16 protein-coding genes are annotated in these 19,008 nt (G+C 65.0%); 10 read left to right on the top strand and 6 right to left on the bottom strand.

The genetic code is table 11. From position 1 onward, the window contains the following. The 6 genes from GM672_RS10000 to GM672_RS09975 all read left to right on the top strand — a co-directional run. Nucleotides 1-1,261, top strand: a 1,261-nt coding sequence (locus GM672_RS10000; RefSeq protein WP_155470382.1) for a response regulator, incomplete at its 5' end; no start/stop codon positions are given. 1 nt (nucleotide 1,262) lies between these two features. Continuing rightward, nucleotides 1,263-2,093: a CheR family methyltransferase gene (locus GM672_RS09995; protein WP_155470381.1), complete on the top strand. Its 831-nt coding sequence runs from the start codon at nucleotides 1,263-1,265 to the stop codon at nucleotides 2,091-2,093. Further along, on the top strand, nucleotides 2,093-2,695 hold the full coding sequence (locus GM672_RS09990) for a chemotaxis protein CheB (protein ID WP_155470380.1): 603 nt from the start codon (nucleotides 2,093-2,095) through the stop codon (nucleotides 2,693-2,695). Before GM672_RS09995 ends, GM672_RS09990 begins: the two co-directional genes overlap by 1 nt. Continuing rightward, nucleotides 2,695-3,891, top strand: a complete 1,197-nt coding sequence (locus GM672_RS09985) for a hybrid sensor histidine kinase/response regulator (protein ID WP_155470379.1) — start codon at nucleotides 2,695-2,697, stop codon at nucleotides 3,889-3,891. Before GM672_RS09990 ends, GM672_RS09985 begins: the two co-directional genes overlap by 1 nt. A gap of 17 nt (nucleotides 3,892-3,908) precedes the next feature. Beyond that, nucleotides 3,909-5,951, top strand: a complete 2,043-nt coding sequence (locus tag GM672_RS09980; RefSeq protein ID WP_170300004.1) for a S8 family peptidase — start codon at nucleotides 3,909-3,911, stop codon at nucleotides 5,949-5,951. 14 nt (nucleotides 5,952-5,965) lie between these two features. Beyond that, a complete protein-coding gene (locus tag GM672_RS09975; protein WP_155470377.1) occupies nucleotides 5,966-6,229 on the top strand; it encodes a hypothetical protein in 264 nt (87 codons plus the stop codon). A 36-nt stretch (nucleotides 6,230-6,265) separates the two neighbouring features. On the opposite strand, the gene GM672_RS09970 is transcribed toward GM672_RS09975, so the two are convergent. Beyond that, entirely contained in the window at nucleotides 6,266-7,996 is a 1,731-nt protein-coding gene (locus GM672_RS09970) for a methyl-accepting chemotaxis protein (RefSeq protein WP_155470376.1), read from the bottom strand. A 291-nt stretch (nucleotides 7,997-8,287) separates the two neighbouring features. On the opposite strand from GM672_RS09970, the gene GM672_RS09965 reads away from it, so the two are divergent. Then, entirely contained in the window at nucleotides 8,288-8,728 is a 441-nt protein-coding gene (locus GM672_RS09965; protein ID WP_155470375.1) for a DUF2244 domain-containing protein, read from the top strand. Nucleotides 8,729-8,824: 96 nt separating this feature from the next. Here the strand turns inward: GM672_RS09965 and GM672_RS09960 are convergent, their stop codons facing one another. Genes GM672_RS09960 through GM672_RS09950 form a run of 3 tightly spaced genes read right to left on the bottom strand, consistent with a single transcriptional unit; the run spans nucleotide 8,825 to nucleotide 12,341 of the window. Beyond that, nucleotides 8,825-9,436 carry an OmpW/AlkL family protein gene (locus tag GM672_RS09960; RefSeq protein ID WP_155470374.1) on the bottom strand — a complete coding sequence of 204 codons (612 nt, stop codon included), beginning with the start codon at nucleotides 9,434-9,436 and terminating at the stop codon, nucleotides 8,825-8,827. Between the two features lie 53 nt (nucleotides 9,437-9,489). After that, a complete protein-coding gene (locus tag GM672_RS09955; protein ID WP_155470373.1) occupies nucleotides 9,490-9,666 on the bottom strand; it encodes a hypothetical protein in 177 nt (58 codons plus the stop codon). A gap of 2 nt (nucleotides 9,667-9,668) precedes the next feature. Continuing rightward, nucleotides 9,669-12,341 (bottom strand): M1 family metallopeptidase, encoded by a 2,673-nt coding sequence (locus GM672_RS09950; RefSeq protein ID WP_155470372.1) that lies wholly within the window; start codon nucleotides 12,339-12,341, stop codon nucleotides 9,669-9,671. A gap of 461 nt (nucleotides 12,342-12,802) precedes the next feature. Here GM672_RS09950 and GM672_RS09945 point away from each other — a divergent pair, with 461 nt between their 5' ends. Genes GM672_RS09945 through GM672_RS09935 form a run of 3 tightly spaced genes read left to right on the top strand, consistent with a single transcriptional unit; the run spans nucleotide 12,803 to nucleotide 15,198 of the window. Beyond that, nucleotides 12,803-13,381 carry a PAAR domain-containing protein gene (locus GM672_RS09945; RefSeq protein ID WP_155470371.1) on the top strand — a complete coding sequence of 193 codons (579 nt, stop codon included), beginning with the start codon at nucleotides 12,803-12,805 and terminating at the stop codon, nucleotides 13,379-13,381. Next, entirely contained in the window at nucleotides 13,378-14,100 is a 723-nt protein-coding gene (locus tag GM672_RS09940) for a VRR-NUC domain-containing protein (RefSeq protein ID WP_155470370.1), read from the top strand. The genes GM672_RS09945 and GM672_RS09940 overlap by 4 nt, the downstream gene beginning before the upstream one ends. Before the next feature lie 18 nt (nucleotides 14,101-14,118). Further along, nucleotides 14,119-15,198 (top strand): type VI immunity family protein, encoded by a 1,080-nt coding sequence (locus GM672_RS09935; protein ID WP_155470369.1) that lies wholly within the window; start codon nucleotides 14,119-14,121, stop codon nucleotides 15,196-15,198. Nucleotides 15,199-15,243: 45 nt separating this feature from the next. On the opposite strand, the gene gyrB is transcribed toward GM672_RS09935, so the two are convergent. Together gyrB and dnaN are read right to left on the bottom strand one after the other, a co-directional pair. Further along, entirely contained in the window at nucleotides 15,244-17,742 is a 2,499-nt protein-coding gene (gene gyrB / locus GM672_RS09930) for a DNA topoisomerase (ATP-hydrolyzing) subunit B (RefSeq protein WP_155470368.1), read from the bottom strand. Between the two features lie 58 nt (nucleotides 17,743-17,800). Then, nucleotides 17,801-18,907 carry a DNA polymerase III subunit beta gene (gene dnaN / locus GM672_RS09925; RefSeq protein ID WP_155470367.1) on the bottom strand — a complete coding sequence of 369 codons (1,107 nt, stop codon included), beginning with the start codon at nucleotides 18,905-18,907 and terminating at the stop codon, nucleotides 17,801-17,803. Nucleotides 18,908-19,008: the final 101 nt, after the last annotated feature.

Here is a 19,008-nt window from a genome sequence, read left to right as displayed (position 1 = left end):
GGCGCCGCCCGCGAGCGCCCCTGTGCCGGCCGCCGAGCGCGCCTTCGAGGACGACCGCGACCAGGCCCCGCCGCCGGACCGCACGGTGCTGGTGGTGGAAGACGAACCGGCCTTCGCCCGCATCCTGTACGACCTGGCCCACGAGATGAACTACCGCTGCCTGGTGGCCTTCTCTGCCGACGAAGGCCTGCAGATGGCCGAGCAGTACCAGCCCAGCGCCATCCTGCTCGACATCCGCCTGCCGGACCGCTCCGGCCTGTCCGTGCTGCAGCTGTTGAAGGACAACCCGCGCACCCGCCACATTCCCGTGCACGTGGTGTCGGCGTCGGATGCGGAAGAGGCGGCGCTGCACATGGGCGCCATCGGCTTCGCCCTGAAGCCCACCAACCGCGAAGCGCTGCTGGAAGTGTTCGCGCGCCTGGAGCAGAAGTTCACGCAGAAGATCAAGCGCATCCTGCTGGTGGAAGACGACGCCCGCCAGCGCGACAGCGTGGTCCAGCTGATCTCCGACGAGGACATCGAGATCGCCGCCGTCGAATCGGGCGAAAAGGCGCTGGCGCTGCTGCGCACGACGATCTTCGACTGCATGATCATCGACCTGAAGCTGCCTGACATGCAGGGTAACGAGCTGCTGCAGCGCATGGCGCACGAGGAAATCGCCTCGTTCCCGCCCGTGATCGTCTACACGGGGCGCAACCTGACGCGTGCCGAGGAAGCGGACCTGCACAAGTATTCGCGCTCGATCATCATCAAGGGCGCCCGCTCGCCCGAGCGCCTGCTGGACGAAGTGACGCTGTTCCTGCACAAGGTCGAATCCGAGCTGTCCAGCGAACGCCAGACCATGCTGAAAACCGTGCGCTCGCGCGACCGCGTGTTCGAAGGGCGCCGCATCCTGCTGGTGGACGACGACGTGCGCAATATCTTCGCGCTGACGTCGGCGCTGGAGCAGAAGGGCGCCATCGTCGAAATCGGCCGCAACGGCTTCGAGGCGCTGGAAAAACTCGAATCCGTGCCGGAGATCGACCTGGTGCTGATGGACGTCATGATGCCCGGCATGGACGGCCTGGAAGCGACGCGCCGCATCCGCGCCGACAGCCGCTTCGCCCGCCTGCCCATCATCGCCATCACGGCCAAGGCCATGAAGGACGACCAGGAGCAGTGCCTGGCCGCCGGCGCCAACGACTACCTGGCCAAGCCGATCGACCTGTCGCGCCTCTACTCGCTGCTGCGCGTGTGGATGCCGGCCCTGGACCGGATCTGACATGCAGCACCGTCCGCAGCACAGCGATACCGACATCGAGCTGAGAATGCTGATGGAGGCCATCTACATGAAGTACAGCTACGACTTCCGCGACTACACGGGCGCCTCGCAGAAGCGCCGCGTGCTGCACGCGATGCGCGAGATGGGTTGCGACACCATCTCGCTGCTGCAGTCGCGCGTGCTGCACGAGCCGGCCGCGTTCACCGAGCTGCTGCAATACCTGACCATTCCCGTCACGGAGATGTTCCGCGACCCGACCTACTACGCGGCGCTGCGCGAGCACGTGATGCCGGTGCTGTCGACCTACCCGTCGCTGAAGATCTGGGTGGCCGGGTGCAGCACGGGCGAGGAAGTGTATTCGCTGGCTATCCTGCTGAAGGAAGAAGGGCTGCTCGAACGCAGCATCATCTACGCCACCGACATCAATCCGCAGTCGCTGGAAAAAGCCAAGAAGGGCGTTTTCCCGCTCGAGAGCATGCGCGCCTATACTGAGAACTACCAGGCGGCCGGCGGCAAGCGGGCGTTTTCCGATTACTACACGGCGGCCTACAACGCGGCCCTGTTCGACCGCTCGCTGGCGGAAAACGTCACGTTCGCGGACCACAGCCTGGCCACCGACGCCGTGTTCGCGGAAACGCAGTTCATCAGCTGCCGCAACGTGATGATTTACTTTAAGAAGAAGCTGCAGGAGCGCGCCCTGGGGCTGTTCCACGAATCGCTGTGCCACCGGGGTTTCCTGGGCCTGGGCAGCAAGGAAAGCATCGACTTTTCCGCCTACGGTCCCCGCTTCGAGCCGATCGTCAAGCGCGAGCGGCTGTTCAGGAAGCTGTGATGAGCGAACCGCTGCCGCAGGCGCTGCTGGCCGGCCGCACGTTCGATGCGGTGGTGATCGGCGCGTCCGCCGGCGGCGTCAACGCGCTGCTGGACATCCTGCCGGCGCTGCCGAAAAGTTTCCCCTGCCCCGTCATCGTGGTGCTGCATGTGATGAAGGGCCGGCAGAACCAGCTGGCCGAAGTGTTCCAGCAGCGCCTGGCGCTGCGCGTGGTGGAGGCGGGCGACAAGGACGAGCTGAAGGCCGGCACCCTGTATTTCGCCCCCAGCGGCTACCACCTGTCCGTCGAGGAGGGCGGCGTGCTGTCGCTGAGCGTGGAAGAGCCGGTGCACTTCGCCCGGCCCGCGATCGACATCACGATGCAGTCCGCGGCCGACGTGTATGGCCCCTTCCTGGCCGGCTTCCTGCTGACGGGCGCCAACCAGGATGGCGCCGCCGGGCTGGCGGCCATCGGCGCGGCCGGCGGCCTGACGGTGGTGCAGGACCCGGCCGAGGCCCAGGTGGGCGTGATGCCGAACGAAGCGATCCGCCTGCGCCAGCCTGACCTGGTGCTGACCCTGAAAGAGATACGCAGCTTGCTGTTGATGTTGGAGAACGAATAATGACTAACGTGGCCACACCGGGCACCGAACCCACCAAGCTGCTGATCGTCGATGACCTGGCGGAGAACCTGCGCGCGCTGAACGCGGTCATTCGCGCGGACGATCGCATCGTGTTCCAGGCCAGTTCCGGCGAGGAAGCCCTGACCTTGCTGCTGGAGCACGACTTCGCGCTGGCCATCCTGGACGTGCAGATGCCCGGCATGGACGGCTTCGAGCTGGCCGAACTGATGCGCGGCACCGACAAGACGCGCCATATTCCCATCGTCTTCGTCAGCGCCGCCGGCAAGGAATTGAACTATGCGTTCAAGGGCTACGAGACGGGCGCCGTCGACTTCCTCTACAAGCCACTCGACCCGGACGCCGTGCGCAGCAAGGTCAATGTCTTCGTCGACCTGCATTGCCAGCGCATGGAAATCCGGCGCCGCGTCGAGGAGCAGCAGGCCACGATGAACGAGTTGCGCGCGGCGCAGGAAGAGATGCGCTACGCGCTGCGCATGCGCGACGAATTCATGTCGATGGTGGCGCACGAGCTGCGCACGCCCCTGAACACCCTGTACCTGGAAACGCAGATGCGCAAGATGCAGCTGGACCGGGGCAACACGGCCGCCTTCGGCCCCGAGCAGCTGGCCGGCATGGTGGCGCGCGACGGCCGCCAGATCCAGGCCATGATCCGCCTGATCGACGACATGCTCGACGTGTCGCGCATCCGCAGCGGCGTGCTGTCGATCCGGCCCTGCGACACGGAGCTGCAGGACATCCTGCACCGCCTGACCAGCGACCTGGCGCGCCAGGCGGCCGATGCGGGCACAAGCTTCGAGCTCGACGCGCCGGAACCCGTAAAGGGCTGCTGGGACGAGTTCCGCATCGAGCAGGTCATCATCAACCTGTTGACCAATGCCTTGCGCTATGGTGGTGGCAAGCCGGTGCGGGTGCGCCTGCGTGCCACCGAAAAGGAAGCCCGCATCGACGTGATCGACCAGGGCCCAGGCATTCCGGAAGCGCTGCAGGCACGCATCTTCCTGCCCTACGAGCGGGGCGAAGGCAACGGCGTGCCGTCCGGCCTGGGTCTGGGCCTGTACATCTCGCGCCAGCTGGCCGATGCCCACCAGGGCACGCTGTCGGTGCAGAGCAAACCGGGCGAAGGCTCGATGTTCACCTTGACCCTGCCGCGCACCGAGGCGGCGCCAATCCAGTAAGGACCGACGTGAAGCAAGTGCTGGAATTGTTGGAACCGGCCCGCGAGGGCGATGTCATCGACGGCGGCCAGTTGCAGCATGCCGTCGGCCGCCTGGTCGATATCGCCGGCGATTTCTGCGACAGGGTGGCCGAGAACACCACCTTCCCCGAGCAGCGCCAGATCCTGCGCCGCACGCACAGCCTGTTGAACCTGTCGGCCTGGATGGACGGTGGCGCCGATATCGCGCTGGTGCCCGGCCAGCCGCGCGTGACGGCGGCCCAGGTCAACGACGCCATCGACTACTGCGCCGTGGCCGTGCTGGACGCGCCGTCGCTGGCGGCGCGGCTGGCGCTGATCGACGCGCTGCTCGACTTCTTCCAGGATGTGCTGACCGGGGCCGGCGAAGCCATCGTCGAATCGGCCCGGCAGCTGCGCCAGGTGTGCGACGCCATCGGCGTGGGCGAGCCGGTCGATGAAACGCTGGACGATGCGGGCAACTACCACCTGGCCAAGTTCCGCGCCCGCGCCTGGGAAGCGGCCCAGTACGTGCTGATGCCGATGAACGGCCTGCGCTCGCCCGACATGGCCGAACTGGGCGAGGCGGTGCAGCCGGAACGGGTGACAACGGTGTCGCCCGCTTCCGCGCTGGTATCGGCCCGTGTGGCGGCCCGGGTGGCCTCGCTGCCGGCCATGCAGTCGGCCGAGGTGGCCACGCCGCAGATCCTCCACTCGACCCACGAGGACGGGCCCAAGCTGGCGGCCCTGACGCGCGAGGATGTGCTGCAGCTGAAGAGCCGCTCGCCCGGCGTGCGGGTGCTGCCGCTGGTGTACTACGAACTGACGCGCCGGCCCATGCTGGAACTGGCGCGTGGGCCCGGCCCGGCCGCCGTCTCGGCCCAGGCCGCGCTGGCGCTGACGGTGCAGATTGTGCGGGCCGGCGGCGACGTGCCCGTTGCCGGCGCGCGGGTTATCGCGTTTACCGATTTCGAAGAACGTGCCGGCGCCGAAGCCGTCAGCGATGCCACCGGCATGGTGCGCCTCGAGCTGGCATCCGGCGTGGCCGTGCAGGCGCTGCTGGTGTATGGCCCGGCCGGTTACTGGGGGCTGTACCGCACCGGCGTGACGTTGAACAAGGGCGACACATTGACCCTGCAGCCGATCGACCTGGCCGCGCCGGACTACCTGGCGCAGTCGTACGGCCACGGCCCGCTTGAGGCGGGCAGCGGCGTCACGGTGGGCGTCATCGACACGGGCGTGGACGGCAAGCATCCCGACCTGGCGCTGGCCGGCGGCGCCGCCTTCGTGGTGGCCGAGAACGATGCGGGCGGTGCCGGCCCGGCCGCCACCGACGGCGACCATGGCACCCACGTGGCCGGCATCATCGCCAGCCGCGGCCAGCCGCCTTCGGGCAAGCGGGGCGTGGCACCGGGCGTGAAGCTGATGAGCTATCGGGTCTTCCCGAATGGCGGCACGGGCGCGACCAACTACGACATCATCCGCGCCATCGACCGAGGCGTGGCCGACCGCTGCGATTTCCTGAACATGAGCCTGGGCGGTGCCACGCGCGACGAAGCCGTGCGCGAAGCCATCAAGGACGCGTTCGAGAACGGCACCTTGTGCATCGTCGCCACCGGCAACGACGGGCGCGGGCCTGTCAGCTACCCGGCGCGCTGGCCGGAAGCGGTGGCCGTGTCGGCCGTGGGCAGGCAGGGCACCTTCCCGGCCGACTCGTCCGAAGCGCTGGACGCGGTGGCGCCGTTTTCCGTGCAGGACGGTGCCGTCTTCGTGGCGGGTTTTTCCAACGTGGGCGAGGAAGTGGACCTGACGGGGCCCGGCGTGGGCATCGTCTCGACCGTGCCGGGCGGCAGCTACGCGGCCATGAGCGGCACGTCGATGGCGTGCCCGGCAGCCACGGGCGTGGCGGCGGCCCTGCTGGCCAGCCGCCCGGACATCCTGGCGATGCCGCGCGACAGCAAGCGTTCCGTGGAGATGTTGCGGCTTATTAATGGGGTGGCCCGAACCCTGGGCTTCGAGCGCGCCTTCGAAGGGCTGGGCATGCTGGAGCGCGCGAAATTCTGACGCTGCGAGGGTCCATGGACTACACTGGAACGATGCGCCGCCTGGTTATCCGTCAAACCCGCAACGCCACCCTGTCCGCCGACCAGGCGGAAGGCGTGGTGCGCGCCTTCGATCAGGCCCGGGTAGTGAACCGGGAAGGCAAGACCATGCTGGTCGATTTCGACCCCTGCGATATCGACAGTCTGCGCGAGCGCCTGCCCGGCTACCTGGTCACGGAGCAGGGCCCGCCGATTCCCGTGCCGGACCACTGCCTGCATATCAAACCCAAGACCGTTTAGAGCCGCTTGGAACCGCTTAGAACCGCTTAGAACCGCTTAGAACTCTTCCCACTCGCCCGCTTCGCTGGCGGGGGCTTTGACGGGCGCTTTCTTCGCCGATGCTGCCGCCTTCGGCTTTGCCAGCGCTGCCGGCTTGGCGGCGGGAGCCTTGACTGGCGTGTGCACTGGCTTCGCCGCCCGCACCGGTTCGCTCGTGCGCACGCCCCCGCTCGCGCGCACAGTCTCGCCCGTGCGGAAGAACGCCACCACCTGCGCCAGGTGCGCCGCCTGTTCCTGCATGCTCTGCGAAGCGGCCGCCGCTTCTTCCACCAGCGCCGCGTTCTGCTGCGTGACGGTATCCATCTGTGTCACGGCCGTGTTGATCTGCTGGATGCCCAGGGTCTGTTCCTGGCTGGCCGAGGCGATCTTGCCCATGATGTCGGTGACGGACTGGATGCTCTGCACGATGTCGCCCATCGTGTGGCCGGCATCGTCGACCAGGCGCGAGCCCTGGTCCACGCTGGCCACCGACGCGCTGATCAGTTCCTTGATTTCGCGCGCGGCGGCGGCCGAGCGCTGGGCCAGGCCCCGCACTTCCGTCGCCACCACGGCAAAGCCGCGGCCCTGTTCGCCGGCACGGGCTGCTTCCACCGCCGCGTTCAGCGCCAGGATGTTGGTCTGGAAGGCAATGCCGTCGATGACGCCGATGATGTCCGCGATCTTGCGCGAGGAATCGTTGATGGTGCCCATCGTGTCGACCACCTGGGCCACGATGGCGCCGCCCTTGCGTGCCACCTCGGAAGCGCTTTGCGCCAGCTGGTTTGCTTCCAAGGCGCTGTCGGCGTTCTGGCGCACGGTCGACGTCAGCTCTTCCATCGACGACGCCGTTTGTTCCAGCGAGCTGGCCTGTTCTTCCGTGCGCGCCGACAGGTCCATATTGCCGGCCGCGATTTCGCGCGAGGCCGTGCTGATGGCGTCCGTGCCGCCGCGCACCTGCGTGACGACGTTCAGCAGTGCGTCATTCATGCCTTTCAGCGCCTGCAGCAGCCGGCCCGTTTCGTCCTTGCGGTCCGATACGATGGCGGTGGACAGGTCTCCCCCGGCAACGGTTTCGGCCAGGTGCAGCGCTTCGTCGATCGGGCGCGTGATGGAGCGGGTGACCAGCAGCGCCACCACGCAGCCGCCCAGCACGGCGACGACGCCCAGCGCGATCAGCCAGGCCTGGGTGCTGCTGTAGAGCTTGGTGGCGTCTTCGCCGGCCGCGTTGACCTGGCCCGCCTGGTAGGCGATCAGCTCGTCCAGCGCATGCAGCACGCCGGCCAGGCTGGGTGCCGCCTGGGTCAGCAGGTAGTCTGTCGCGTCCTGCACTTCGCCGTCCTTGCGCAGGGCGATCAGCTTGTCGTTCTTGACGGCGCCATCCTTCAGCAGCTCGTCCACCTTGGCCATCAGCGCGCGCTCCTTGTCGCTGGACAGGCGCTTGCCCAGCTCCTCGCGGGCGGCGCCATAGCGCTTGCGCGCCTCGGTAATCTTGTCCAGCTCGGCGTTCATGCCCGCCGTGCTGGGCGTGACCATCATTGTCGTCAGCGCCAGGGTGATATTGCGCACGTTGTCGACCATGATATTCGCCGTGGCCAGCTTGACGTTCTTGCTGTTGACGATATCGTCCGTATGGTTGCCGATGCGGGCCATCGACGTCAGGCCCATGGTCAGGATGGCCAGCAGCAGCAGGAGAACGGTGGCAAAACCGAGGCCGAGGCGGGCGCCGATGCGAAGGTTGGCGAGAGACATGTCTTCCCCACTGGAAGTGATGATGAATAGGGGCCCGGGGCAGGGCATCGAACTCTGGATGGTCCGATCTGGTATCGCCATTGTTGATCAAAAGCGCCTTGCGGCGTGCATGCCGGGAGGATTTATCAGGAGGTTGTCTCACGGAAACAACGTAAACGTATGTCTCCAACAAGGTACGGCATGACGGGCGTGGCCAGCCTGTCAATGACTTGCCGCTTGCTCCCCGCGCCGGGCGCCGTACAATGACAGCAAAGCCGGGGGCACAACGTGAAACGCGATTGGCAAACCACAATGGGGCGACGGGAATGGCTGCTCAAGCGCAATTGCTCGCTGACGCCGCGCCAGACGGTCGCGGCCTGGGCGCTGCTGCTGGCGCTGTCGCTGGCGATCGGCGTGTTCTTCACCGTGCAGGGCGCGCCCTACGTATTGGTGTTTTCCTTCATCGAAATGACCGCCGTGACGGCCGCCTTCATCGTCTACAGCCGCCACGCCACAGACTACGACCGCATCGTGCTGGAAGAAGGCCGCCTGCTGGTCGAGCAGGTACGCGCCGGCCGCATCCGCCAGGCCTCGCTCGACACGGGCTGGGTCCGCGTCACGGCCCCGCGCCGCCGGCGCGACCCTGTGCGCCTCGAAGCGCGCGGCGTGGCCGTCGAAGTGGGCGGCTACCTGCTGCCGGCGGGGCGCCAGACCCTGGCGCGGGAACTGCGGGCCGAGCTGTCCGCCCAATAAAAAAAACCTGCCACCGGCGTGAACCGGGGGCAGGCAAAAGGCTTGGAGCAAAGCTAGGGTGAAACTCTTTTCAGTGTGAAGCTGGAAGCCTGGCGCTTAGAAGCGGTAGCCCACGCCGACGCCGAACAGCACGGGATCGACCTTCACATGGCTGGCCTTGACACCGCCAATCAATACATCGCTGCGAATCTGCACTTTTTTGACATCCACGTTCAGCGACCACTGCTCGCTCAAGCGGTAATCGACACCGGCCTGCAGCGCCAGGCCCCAGCTGTCATGTTCCAGGCTGGCCTGGCCGTTCAACATCCGGTTCTTCGAGAACGTCGTCCAGTTCACGCCCGCACCCACGTAAGGGCTGACGGTGGCACCCGGCATGAAGTGATACTGCGCCAGCAGCGCCGGCGGCAGATGCTTGAACGTGCCGATGCTGGCACCGTCCAGGTAGACGTCATGCTTCTGCGGATACGTCAGCACCAGCTCGGCCGCGAAATTGGGGGTAAAGAAGTACGACACGTCCACTTCGGCAATGGTCTTGTCGCTCACGCTGATGCGATCGGCCGCGCCGACGCCGGCCACGGGCGCCGACTTGTCCGCCGGATCGATATGCACGGCCCGCGCACGCACGAGCCAAGGAGAATTCTGCGCCGGCGCCTGTGCGGCGGCAAAGGTCATCGCCACGGCGATGAAGGTCAGGACGGTTTTTTTCATGATTCTTCCTTTTGTTGTTGTGTTGCGTTGTTGCTGTGTTGCTGGGAGGAAGTTTAGTGATGCGGCGCAGCAAAAACTTTGATGCAGATCAAAATTGGCAGGAAACCCTGGTTGTAGGAAATATCAGGCGCCAGCGTCATGCATCGTTGCGTGCTGAGAACGCCGCGCCGCCGCCGATCGGCAACGGTGCGGGCATTGAGCGGGGTGCTGACGGCAGTGGCATGCGCCACGTTCAGCGCGCGGCCACCTTCGCCGACACGGCAGCGTCGGCGGCCTTGCGCATCATGGCCACTTGCCCGTGCTTGAAGCGGGCCGTCTCCATGCCACGCGCCAGTTGGGAAGCCATGTCCGCCGGGAGCTTCTGCTTGAACCACGCTTCCAGCTGGTCCGGCGGCGCGGCGCGCCAGAACAGTTCGGGGGCTTCCTGGGAAAGGAAGGTCAGCCCGAAAGGCTCGTACGGTTCCAGCAGCGCGCCGACGTTCTTCCTGAAGAGATCCCACGCCAATTCCGGGTGCTCGTCGACCATGCGGGCCAGCAGCGGCAGGCGCACCGTGCCGGCCTGCTTCGGAATCTCGTCGGAAATCAGGATGGCGCCGACCTTTTCCGCCAGCGCCGGGTCGCGCACCAGCGTCAGCGCCTGGTAGTAGCGCCGCAATTCCGATTCGTTCTTCGCGTCCTTCGCGATCGCATGCAGTTGCTCGAACTCGGCGGGCGTGGCGCCGGACGCGATGATCGACATCACCATGAACTGGTCGTCCGGCGCGACCGCCTTGCGGTCGGCCACGAACGCGGCGAACCGCTTGCGTGCCTCGGCAACCGTCGCGGGATCGCCCCAGATGCCGAGCTGCCCGAGCACCGCGCGCCGCAGGTTCTGGACGGCAGGCGTGTCGTCCGGACGCGTGTCCCAGCCCAGCTGCTGCGCCAGGGGCCTGACCATGTCCCTGGCATAGGCCGTGAAGGCAGCGTGGCCGTTCGCGCCGCGCTGGTACGATTCGATCGTGCCCAGCACGCCGGTGATCTGGTCCCACGAGCGCGGATTCTGCACGCCGCCCATGGCCTCCACCAGTGCCAGATAGCTGTCCAGCGGGGCCGCCCCTGCTTCCGCCAACGCCCACTGGTCGTCCAGCATGGCGATCCGGTCGCCGTTCGTCAGCGTGGTGAACTTGCTGGTATTGAGCGCCAGCGTGGCCGGGTCATAGGCGACGCGGAAGTAACCGATGGCGTCGGCATTCACGGTCAGCGTGTCCTGGCACGTGCCGGCGTCGATCTGCTGCTTCGCCCCGGTCAGGAGCACCGCCTTCTTCGGGCCGCTGCCGCTGCGCACCTGCAGCGGCACCTGCCAGCTGCCCTTGCCCTTACCCGTCCCCAGTCCCTGCAGCAGGAAGCGCTGCTGCGTCAGCGCGACGGTGCGCTTGCCGTCCGCACCGCACGCCGCCGCCACCGACACGAGCGGGAAGCCCGGCTGCGCCGTCCACGAGGTGGCGATGGCGCTGATCCTGCCCTTGCTGCCTTTGCCGCCATTTGCGCTGACGGCATCGAGCGCCTTCCACAAGTCGGCGCCACGCGTATTCGAATACGCATGCGTCTTCATGTAGTTGCGAATGCCTTGGCGGAAGTCGTCCGGCCCCATGTAGTTCTCGAGCATGCGCAGCACGGCCTGCCCCTTCTTGTACACGATGGCCGGGTCAAAGGAATTCAAGGCATCGAGTTCGTTGACGACGTGCTTGAGGATCGGTTGCGCGTTGTCGCGTGCGTCCGCAGCCATCGCCTTTTCCTTGCTTTCGTCCTGCTGTTGCCACCACTGCCAGGCGGGATTGCGCAGGTCCGTCTCGCGCGCCGCCATCCAGGACGCGAAGCTTTCGTTCAGCCACACATCGTCCCACCAGGCCATCGTCACGAGGTTGCCGAACCACTGGTGCGCCATCTCGTGGGCCTGGATGGAAAACACTTTCTGGCGGGCGCTGAGCGTACTGGACGGCGTGACGAGCAGCGCCTGGTCGTTGTACGTGATCGCGCCCCAGTTTTCCATCCCGCCGCTGAAACCGCCCGGCACCGCAATCGACGTCAGCTTCGGCAGCGGATACTTGACGCCGAAGTAGTCGTTGAAATCGTCGAGGATCTGCCGCGCCGTCGCCAGCGCGACCCGCCCGCCTTCCTCCTGGCCCTTGACGGCCACGACGTTCAAGTGCGTGCCGTTGTGGTCCACGCCGATCTCGCCCAGGTTCCCGCCCGAGAATTCGACCAGGTAGGTCGACATCTTCGGGGTCGGATCGAAACTGGTCGTGGCCAGGTCGCCGTTGACCGTGCGTGACGCTTGCGGCATGTTCGAGTACACCGCCCAGCTGGCCGGAACCGTCACGGTCAGCTTGAACACGGCGCGAAACGCGGGCTCGTCCCAGCACGGGAACATGCGGCGCGCGTCGGTCGCCTGGAACATCGTGCTGAGCAGCTCGCCGTCGACTCCGTCCGGCGTCCTGTACTGCTGGGCGAACAGGCCGACCGGCTTGGTCTGGATCTGGCCCGTGTAATCGAACGTGAGCGTGTGGCGGCCGCGCGCTGCGGGAGCATGCAGCGTGACGGTGGTGAGCTGCTTCTCGTCGCTGGACTCGACCGTCTTGACCGGTTTGCCGTTGAACCGGACGTTGCTCAGCGTCTGGTTCAGCGAGTTGAACTGGATGGTCGCGGTGGGCGCCGTGACGTCGAGCAGGACGGTTTGATGGCCGGCCAGGGTGCGCGCAGCGGCATTCGGCGTCAGGGCGATGTCGTACCGGATCGGAACGACGTTTTTCGGCAGCCGGCCGGGTGTTTTGGCCAAGGTGAAGGTGGCTGGCGCGGCCGATTGCGCCTGGGTTAGGGGCGACGCGAACGCCATGGCCAGGCACAAACTCAACAGACTGATTCGCATTGGGCGGTCCTTGCTGGAAAACCGCGAATATACGTTCTTCCTGTTGAATGCGAATCGCTAGAAAGAGTGATAGGGGCGCACTAAAAAAGGGCACGCCGTTGGCGTGCTGCGCGGCCTTGGCATCGGGTGCATCCTGTGCGGGGGCATCGGCACGTCGCGAGCCGGACCGGTCTCGCCCGCGCGCTCGCCCACATCGGCCAGAGTGGCCTGGGCGGCGTACTGCGGCGTCACCGCTGCGCGATCGACGACTTCAGGCTCGACAGCCACGGTGCGGCGGCACCGAGCACGCAATGTGCTGGACCAGCAGGCACTGGAGGGCTGATCAATTCGCCAAGATTGGCCTGTGCCCGCCAACACCGTTCCTGACATGCATCAGCCCGGCAGGACTTCCATCGCTGCTCTGACCCACTACGCTGGTTGGAGTCTTCCCGCGTTCGGGAGCTCATGAATTGGAGCCCGGCATGCAACCCATCATTGTTATCGGCGACAAAACCAGTCACGGCGGCACGGTCATTACCTGCTCATCCACCTGCGATACGCATGGAAAAGGCTGGGCACGCATTGGCGATAAAGTGTCCTGCCCGAGGTGCAAGGGAATATTCCCAATCGTTCAAGGTGACGCTACCCTGACCGACGAAGGCATGGCGGTGGCTTACCACGGCTGCAAGGTCGCCTGCGGCGCCACCTTGATCGCCGCGCAGCAATTCACATTCACCCGTCACGCGAAGAGCGGTGCATTAGGCGCTGCGGACGATGCTGGCGCCGCGCAAGAGGCACGCTCTGGCATGACCGGGCCGATCGGGTCCGGACTGGCGGCCACCTACGAAGACGAATCCCTGCCAGGCGAGCGATTCCGGGGCCGCTTCCAGCTGGTCGATGGCGCCACCGGCAAACCCGTGGCCGGAATGAAGGGCCGCATCCGCTCGACCGGCGGTCAATACATCATCGGAAGTACCGATGCCGATGGCTTTACCGAATGGATCGAGCGCGACGCCGCGGAGGCACTGGCCTTCGACTTGCAGGGAGAAGAGCCAGCATGACGGCGCCAACCACGCCAGCGCCGCCTCTGGCTACGGGCGGGATGTCGCAGGACGGCACCACGACGATCGTAACGATCCACCGCCCTGAGCTCGATCCAGCTGACAAGAAGGTGCTTTGTTCGGCTATCTGCAAATGCAATGCGATGCCCAGTGTCGGTGTGAACGGGCAGTCGCTGAAGCAGTCGTGTGTGTCCAACAGGCTCAAGGCGCTCGACGCAGTGAGCAGGCACCGCACTCCATACAAGGCCGAGGTGACTTACGATATGACAAAGCGACCGCCCGCGCCGATAATGGACAAGGAGGTCGAGACGATGCCCAGGAAACTCTGGAAGGGGTGGACGAAGACGCTCTGGCCCAAGGACCCGGAACGGCCAGTGCCTTACGAGCCGGGCGTTGGCTACACGCGGCGGCCAGACGTGGTGATCGTGATAGATCCCATGAAGCCGCCGACGCAGGACAATATCAACAAAGTGGTCGAGATCAAATTCCCGGGTGACGCTATCCGAGGAAATCAGATGTTCGACTACGAAAGGATCGCCGGGGACAAGAATAAGGCTGTTCGTATCGGACCTAAAGAGTGCGACTGCGCGCTACAAGAAACAAAAAAGGCGGAAGTGCCGGTCGAAAAGATCAGCATCGCGGCCGCTGCGGCGATGGCGGCTCGCATCGCGATTGCAATCATCACGAGGCGCCCGCCACCGCCGGTGCCGGGATGGTAAGCAAATCTGGGAGCAAACATGACTGATCTGCCCTTCGATCCGGTAAAGCTGATGCGCGAGCACCCGGAGAAAATGCGCATACCTGGGGGACTTTTCTATCCTCACGGGCCGGATGATTACATCGGTGCCGTCCCAGCCCTTTCCGGCGTTCTGTTTTTCCACGGCGGCCATGAATTGGCGGTTCGAGAAGCTATCTGCGCCTGCTTCGATGAGTATGAGGCAGTCGCCAAAGCGCACTTGACCTGGCTGTGGCGCGCGGAGCCGCCCGTGGGGCCGAACAAGATCGCCTATCCGAAGGCGAAGCCGATGCGCGAACTGATGAAGCAGCTGAGTGCCAACCATATGGTGAGCTTTGCTTACACCAGTGGCAAGCAGTCGGTTGACGCGGGCGACTGGGAGTTCCAGGTGTATGGCTTGCAAGGCTGGCGCGCAAAAATGGGTGACTGGGGGACCAGTGCTTTACGCTTTGCCATTCCCTTGTTGAGCCTCGACGACCATCCGACGCTGTTCCAGTCCATGTTCGTCAGTTTTGCCCGCCGGCTGCACGCCCTGCATGGCTATGGCGGTCACGCACTGGTGCTGTCGGCCGCCCGGTCGAATGAAAACGAGGCGTTCGAAGCCTACCTGGGCGGCATGCTCAACGGCCTCGATGCGGGCGACCTGATTCAGGCTGCCGCCGATGCCGAGAAGGGCATCAAGACGGTTTCTTGGTTGACGGCGGTGAATTACACGATGGTGAAGCAGCTCGGGGGCCTCGACGTACTGCGCTCCGAGTTGCCGCGTGACTGGTTCGCGCTGTACGACTACGGCGATGGCCTGGTCGTACAGGCCGGACCGGCACCAGAAGGCGCTCCGGTCGAATCCGACGGTAAGCCAGCGCGCCTGGTACTGCCGAACGCGCTGTTCAAGCCCTTGCGCGCGCCGGAGGTCGGCATGCACACCGGCTCCGTGAATGGCGAGCCGCGTTTTGCGGGTTGGGCAGCCCAGCATTGGCTCAAGCGCCTCGATGTCGAGGAAGAGGAACTGATGGCCTACAAGAACAAGCTGCTGGGCGAGCCGAAGCTGACGCCGGCTACCACGTTGCCGGAACGCCTGTAGGCCCGCCAGCGCCCACGTCCAATCGAGTACCCCAGGTGCTGGTGCTTAAACGTCGATATTCCCAGCCCGCAGCGCATTCGACTCAATAAAGTTCCTGCGCGGCTCGACATCATCGCCCATCAACGTCGTGAAGATCTGGTCCGCAGCAATCGCATCCTCGATCTGCACCTTCAGCAGCCGGCGCACGGTGGGGTCCATCGTGGTTTCCCACAGCTGGCTTGGGTTCATCTCGCCCAGACCCTTGTAGCGCTGCTTGGAGACGGTGCGTTCGGCTTCGTCGCGCAGCCAGCCCATGGCGTGGTGGAAGTCGACGACGGCCGATTCCTTGACGCGCTCGCCTTCGCCGCGGCGGATCAGGGCGCCTTCGCCGATCAGGCCGGTGAAGGTTTCGGCGGCTTTCGACAACACGGCGTAGTCGGCGCTGGTGACGAAGTCGGCGTCGATCGTGCTGACTTTCACGTTACCGTGGTGCATGCGCTCGATCCACAGCATGTGCTTTTCCGACAGGTCGTCCGAACGCACGGAAACCGTGACGGCCGGGTCGTCGACGTTGTCGGCCAGGGCTTGCGCCGAGGCCTTGGCCGCGTCGATGGTCGACAGGTCGAGTTTGACGCCCGTCATGATGGCCGTCAGGGCGGCGCGGTCGATCACGCGCGTCAGGCGCGTCATGACGGCGTTGGCCAGGTTGTACTGGCGGGCCAGTTCGGCCAGCGGTTCGCCCAGGATCGGGTCGGCGCCTTCGCGCGGCGTCAGCACGGCCGTGTTCAGGGCCACCGTCATCATGTAGCTGGCTTCCTCGACGTCGTCCTTCAGGTAGCGCTCATCGCGGCCCGCCTTGACCTTGTACAGCGGCGGCTGGGCGATGTAGATGTGACCACGTTCCACCAGTTGCGGCATCTGGCGGTAGAACAGGGTCAGCAGCAGCGTGCGGATGTGGGCGCCGTCGACGTCGGCGTCGGTCATGATGATGATGCGGTGGTAGCGCAGCTTGTCGGCGTTGAATTCGTCCGGTCCGATCGACGTGCCCAGGGTGGCGATCAGGGTCGTGATCTGCTCGGACGACAGCATCTTCTCGAAGCGCGCCTTTTCCACGTTCAGCACCTTGCCGCGCAGCGGCAGAATGGCCTGGAACTTGCGGTCGCGACCCTGCTTGGCCGAGCCGCCTGCCGAGTCACCCTCGACGATATACAGTTCGGACAGGGCCGGGTCTTTTTCCTGGCAGTCGGCCAGCTTCGCCGACAGGCCCAGGCCGTCCATGACGCCCTTGCGGCGCGTCAGGTCGCGGGCCTTGCGGGCCGCTTCGCGGGCACGGGCCGCTTCGACGATCTTGCCGCAGATGATCTTGGCGTCGTTCGGCTTCTCGGCCAGGAAGTCCGTCAGGGTTTTCGCGACGATTTCCTCGACGGGGCCGCGCACTTCGGACGACACCAGCTTGTCCTTCGTCTGCGACGAGAACTTCGGCTCGGGCACCTTCACGGACAGCACGCAGGTCAGGCCTTCGCGCATGTCGTCGCCGGCGATTTCGACCTTGGCCTTCTTGGCAAAGTCGTTCTCGTCGATGTACTTGTTGATCACGCGCGTCATGGCCGCGCGCAGGCCCGTCAGGTGGGTGCCGCCGTCGCGCTGCGGAATGTTATTCGTGAAGCACAGTACCTGCTCGTTGAAGGCGTCGTTCCACTGCATCGACACGTCCACGCTGATATTGGTGTTCTGGTCCGACATGCGCTCGCCGGTGGCCTGGAAGACCGTCGGGTGCAGCACGTTTTTCGCCTTGTTGATGTACTCGACGAAGCCGCGCGTGCCGCCTTCGAAGGCGAATACTTCTTCCTTGCCGGTGCGCTGGTCCGACAGCTTGATGTTCACGCCGTTGTTCAGGAACGAGAGTTCGCGGATACGCTTGGCCAGGATCTCGTAGTGGAACTCCACATTGCCGAAGATGGTCTCATCGGCCCAGAAGTGCACGTCGGTGCCGCGCTTGTCGGTGTCGCCGATGACCTTGATCGGCGAGACGGTGAAGCCATCGACCACTTCGATTTCACGGTTCTGCGGCACGCCGCGCACGAATTCCATGAAGTGGACCTTGCCGTTGCGGCGGATGGTCAGCTTCAGCAGTTTCGACAGCGCGTTCACGCACGACACACCCACGCCGTGCAGGCCGCCCGACACCTTGTACGAGTTCTGGTCGAACTTGCCGCCCGCATGCAGCTCCGTCATCACGATCTCGGCGGCCGAGCGCTTCGGATCGTGCTTGTCGTCCATCTTCAGGCCGGTCGGTACGCCGCGGCCGTTGTCGGTGATCGAGATCGAGTTATCGGAATGGATCGTGACGTGGATTTCCGTGCAATGCCCGGCCAGCGATTCGTCGATCGAGTTATCCAGCACTTCGAACACCAGGTGGTGCAAGCCGGTGCCGTCCGAGGTATCACCGATGTACATGCCGGGGCGCTTGCGGACCGCTTCCAGACCTTCCAGGATCTGGATCGATGCTGCGCCGTATTCTTCCTGCTTTGCCGGGATTGGTGCTGCGTTCTGGCTTTCGGACATGGGACTGCTTTCTCTAGAATTCACAAAATCAGGGACTGACAAGACACTGGCCCGCGGATCAGATCCGCATCGGCATCACGACGTACTTGAAGTCGGGATTGTCCGGAATCGAGATCAGTGCGGACGAGTTGGAGTCGCCCAGCGACACATTGACCTGGTCGCATTTCAGGTTGTTCAGCACGTCCAGCAGGTAGGTCACGTTGAAGCCGATGTCGATATTGTCGCCACCGTAGTCGATTTCCAGTTCCTCGACGGCTTCTTCCTGGTCCGCGTTGGTGGACGAGATCTTCAGCGAGCCGGGGCTGATGATGCAGCGCACGCCCTTGAATTTATCGCTCGTCATGATGGCGGCGCGCTGCAGGGAGCGCAGCAGCTCGTCGCGGCTGATGGTGAAGTCGTTCTTGTAGCCCTTCGGGATCACGCGCGTGTAGTCGGGGAACTTGCCCTCGACCAGCTTGGAGATCAGTTCGATGTCCGTGAAGCCCAGCTTGACCTGGTTGGCCGCGATGTCCAGCTGGACCGGCTCGTCGTTCTCTTCCAGCAGGCGTTGCAGCTCGATGATGGTCTTGCGCGGGATGATGACTTCCTGGCGCTCGAATGCCTGCTCGGTCTTCACCTGGCAGAAGGCCAGGCGGTGGCCATCGGTGGCCACGGCGATGACGTTCTCGCCGTCCAGCACCAGCAGCAGGCCGTTCAGGTAGTAGCGGATGTCCTGCTGGGCCATCGCGAAGTGGACCATGTTGAACAGGTGCTTCAGCGTCTTTTGCGGCAGGGTGAACGAGGCGTTGAAGGTTTCCGCTTCCTGCACGGTGGGGAATTCCTCGGCGGCCAAGGTCTGCAGCGCGAAGCGCGACTTGCCGCTCTGGACGGTCAGGCGCTTGTTCAGCAACGTCATCGTCACGTCGCCCGATTCGGGCAGCGCGCGCAGGATGTCCAGCAGCTTGCGCGCGGCCACGGTGGTGCCGGCAACGTCCGCGCCGGAGCCGATATTGGCGTTCGTCGTGATCTGCACTTCCGTATCGGTGGACAGGAACGAAACGGCTTCGCCTTCCTTGCGGATGAGGATATTGGCCAGAATCGGCATGGTGTGCCGACGCTCGACAATACCGCTCACGATCTGCAGTGGCCGGAGAAGCGTGTCTCGGGTGGTTTTGACCAGTTGCATAAATATCCTCGATGTAAAGTGTTTGTTGAATCGGCCGCGCCGCGCACGGGGCGCGGCGTGGCTCAGCAGTTTATCAAATCTGTACCGGTGCTTCGGTCCGG

The sequence above is a fragment of the Pseudoduganella buxea genome (assembly GCF_009720835.1).
In the GTDB taxonomy this organism is placed as follows: Bacteria; Pseudomonadota; Gammaproteobacteria; order Burkholderiales; family Burkholderiaceae_D; genus Rugamonas; species Rugamonas buxea.
This window is presented reverse-complemented; position numbering and strand designations above follow the sequence as displayed.

What these genes read in the sequence shown, in the direction of transcription:
- GM672_RS09970 (WP_155470376.1), bottom strand. Translation starts at nt 7,996, where the DNA reads ATGTCTCTCGCCAACCTTCGCATCGGCGCCCGCCTCGGCCTCGGTTTT.
- GM672_RS09975 (WP_155470377.1), top strand. Translation starts at nt 5,966, where the DNA reads ATGGACTACACTGGAACGATGCGCCGCCTGGTTATCCGTCAAACCCGC.
- GM672_RS09940 (WP_155470370.1), top strand. Translation starts at nt 13,378, where the DNA reads ATGACGGCGCCAACCACGCCAGCGCCGCCTCTGGCTACGGGCGGGATG.
- GM672_RS09985 (WP_155470379.1), top strand. Translation starts at nt 2,695, where the DNA reads ATGACTAACGTGGCCACACCGGGCACCGAACCCACCAAGCTGCTGATC.
- GM672_RS09935 (WP_155470369.1), top strand. Translation starts at nt 14,119, where the DNA reads ATGACTGATCTGCCCTTCGATCCGGTAAAGCTGATGCGCGAGCACCCG.
- dnaN (WP_155470367.1), bottom strand. Translation starts at nt 18,907, where the DNA reads ATGCAACTGGTCAAAACCACCCGAGACACGCTTCTCCGGCCACTGCAG.
- gyrB (WP_155470368.1), bottom strand. Translation starts at nt 17,742, where the DNA reads ATGTCCGAAAGCCAGAACGCAGCACCAATCCCGGCAAAGCAGGAAGAA.
- GM672_RS09995 (WP_155470381.1), top strand. Translation starts at nt 1,263, where the DNA reads ATGCAGCACCGTCCGCAGCACAGCGATACCGACATCGAGCTGAGAATG.
- GM672_RS09945 (WP_155470371.1), top strand. Translation starts at nt 12,803, where the DNA reads ATGCAACCCATCATTGTTATCGGCGACAAAACCAGTCACGGCGGCACG.
- GM672_RS09950 (WP_155470372.1), bottom strand. Translation starts at nt 12,341, where the DNA reads ATGCGAATCAGTCTGTTGAGTTTGTGCCTGGCCATGGCGTTCGCGTCG.
- GM672_RS09965 (WP_155470375.1), top strand. Translation starts at nt 8,288, where the DNA reads ATGGGGCGACGGGAATGGCTGCTCAAGCGCAATTGCTCGCTGACGCCG.
- GM672_RS09960 (WP_155470374.1), bottom strand. Translation starts at nt 9,436, where the DNA reads ATGAAAAAAACCGTCCTGACCTTCATCGCCGTGGCGATGACCTTTGCC.
- GM672_RS09990 (WP_155470380.1), top strand. Translation starts at nt 2,093, where the DNA reads ATGAGCGAACCGCTGCCGCAGGCGCTGCTGGCCGGCCGCACGTTCGAT.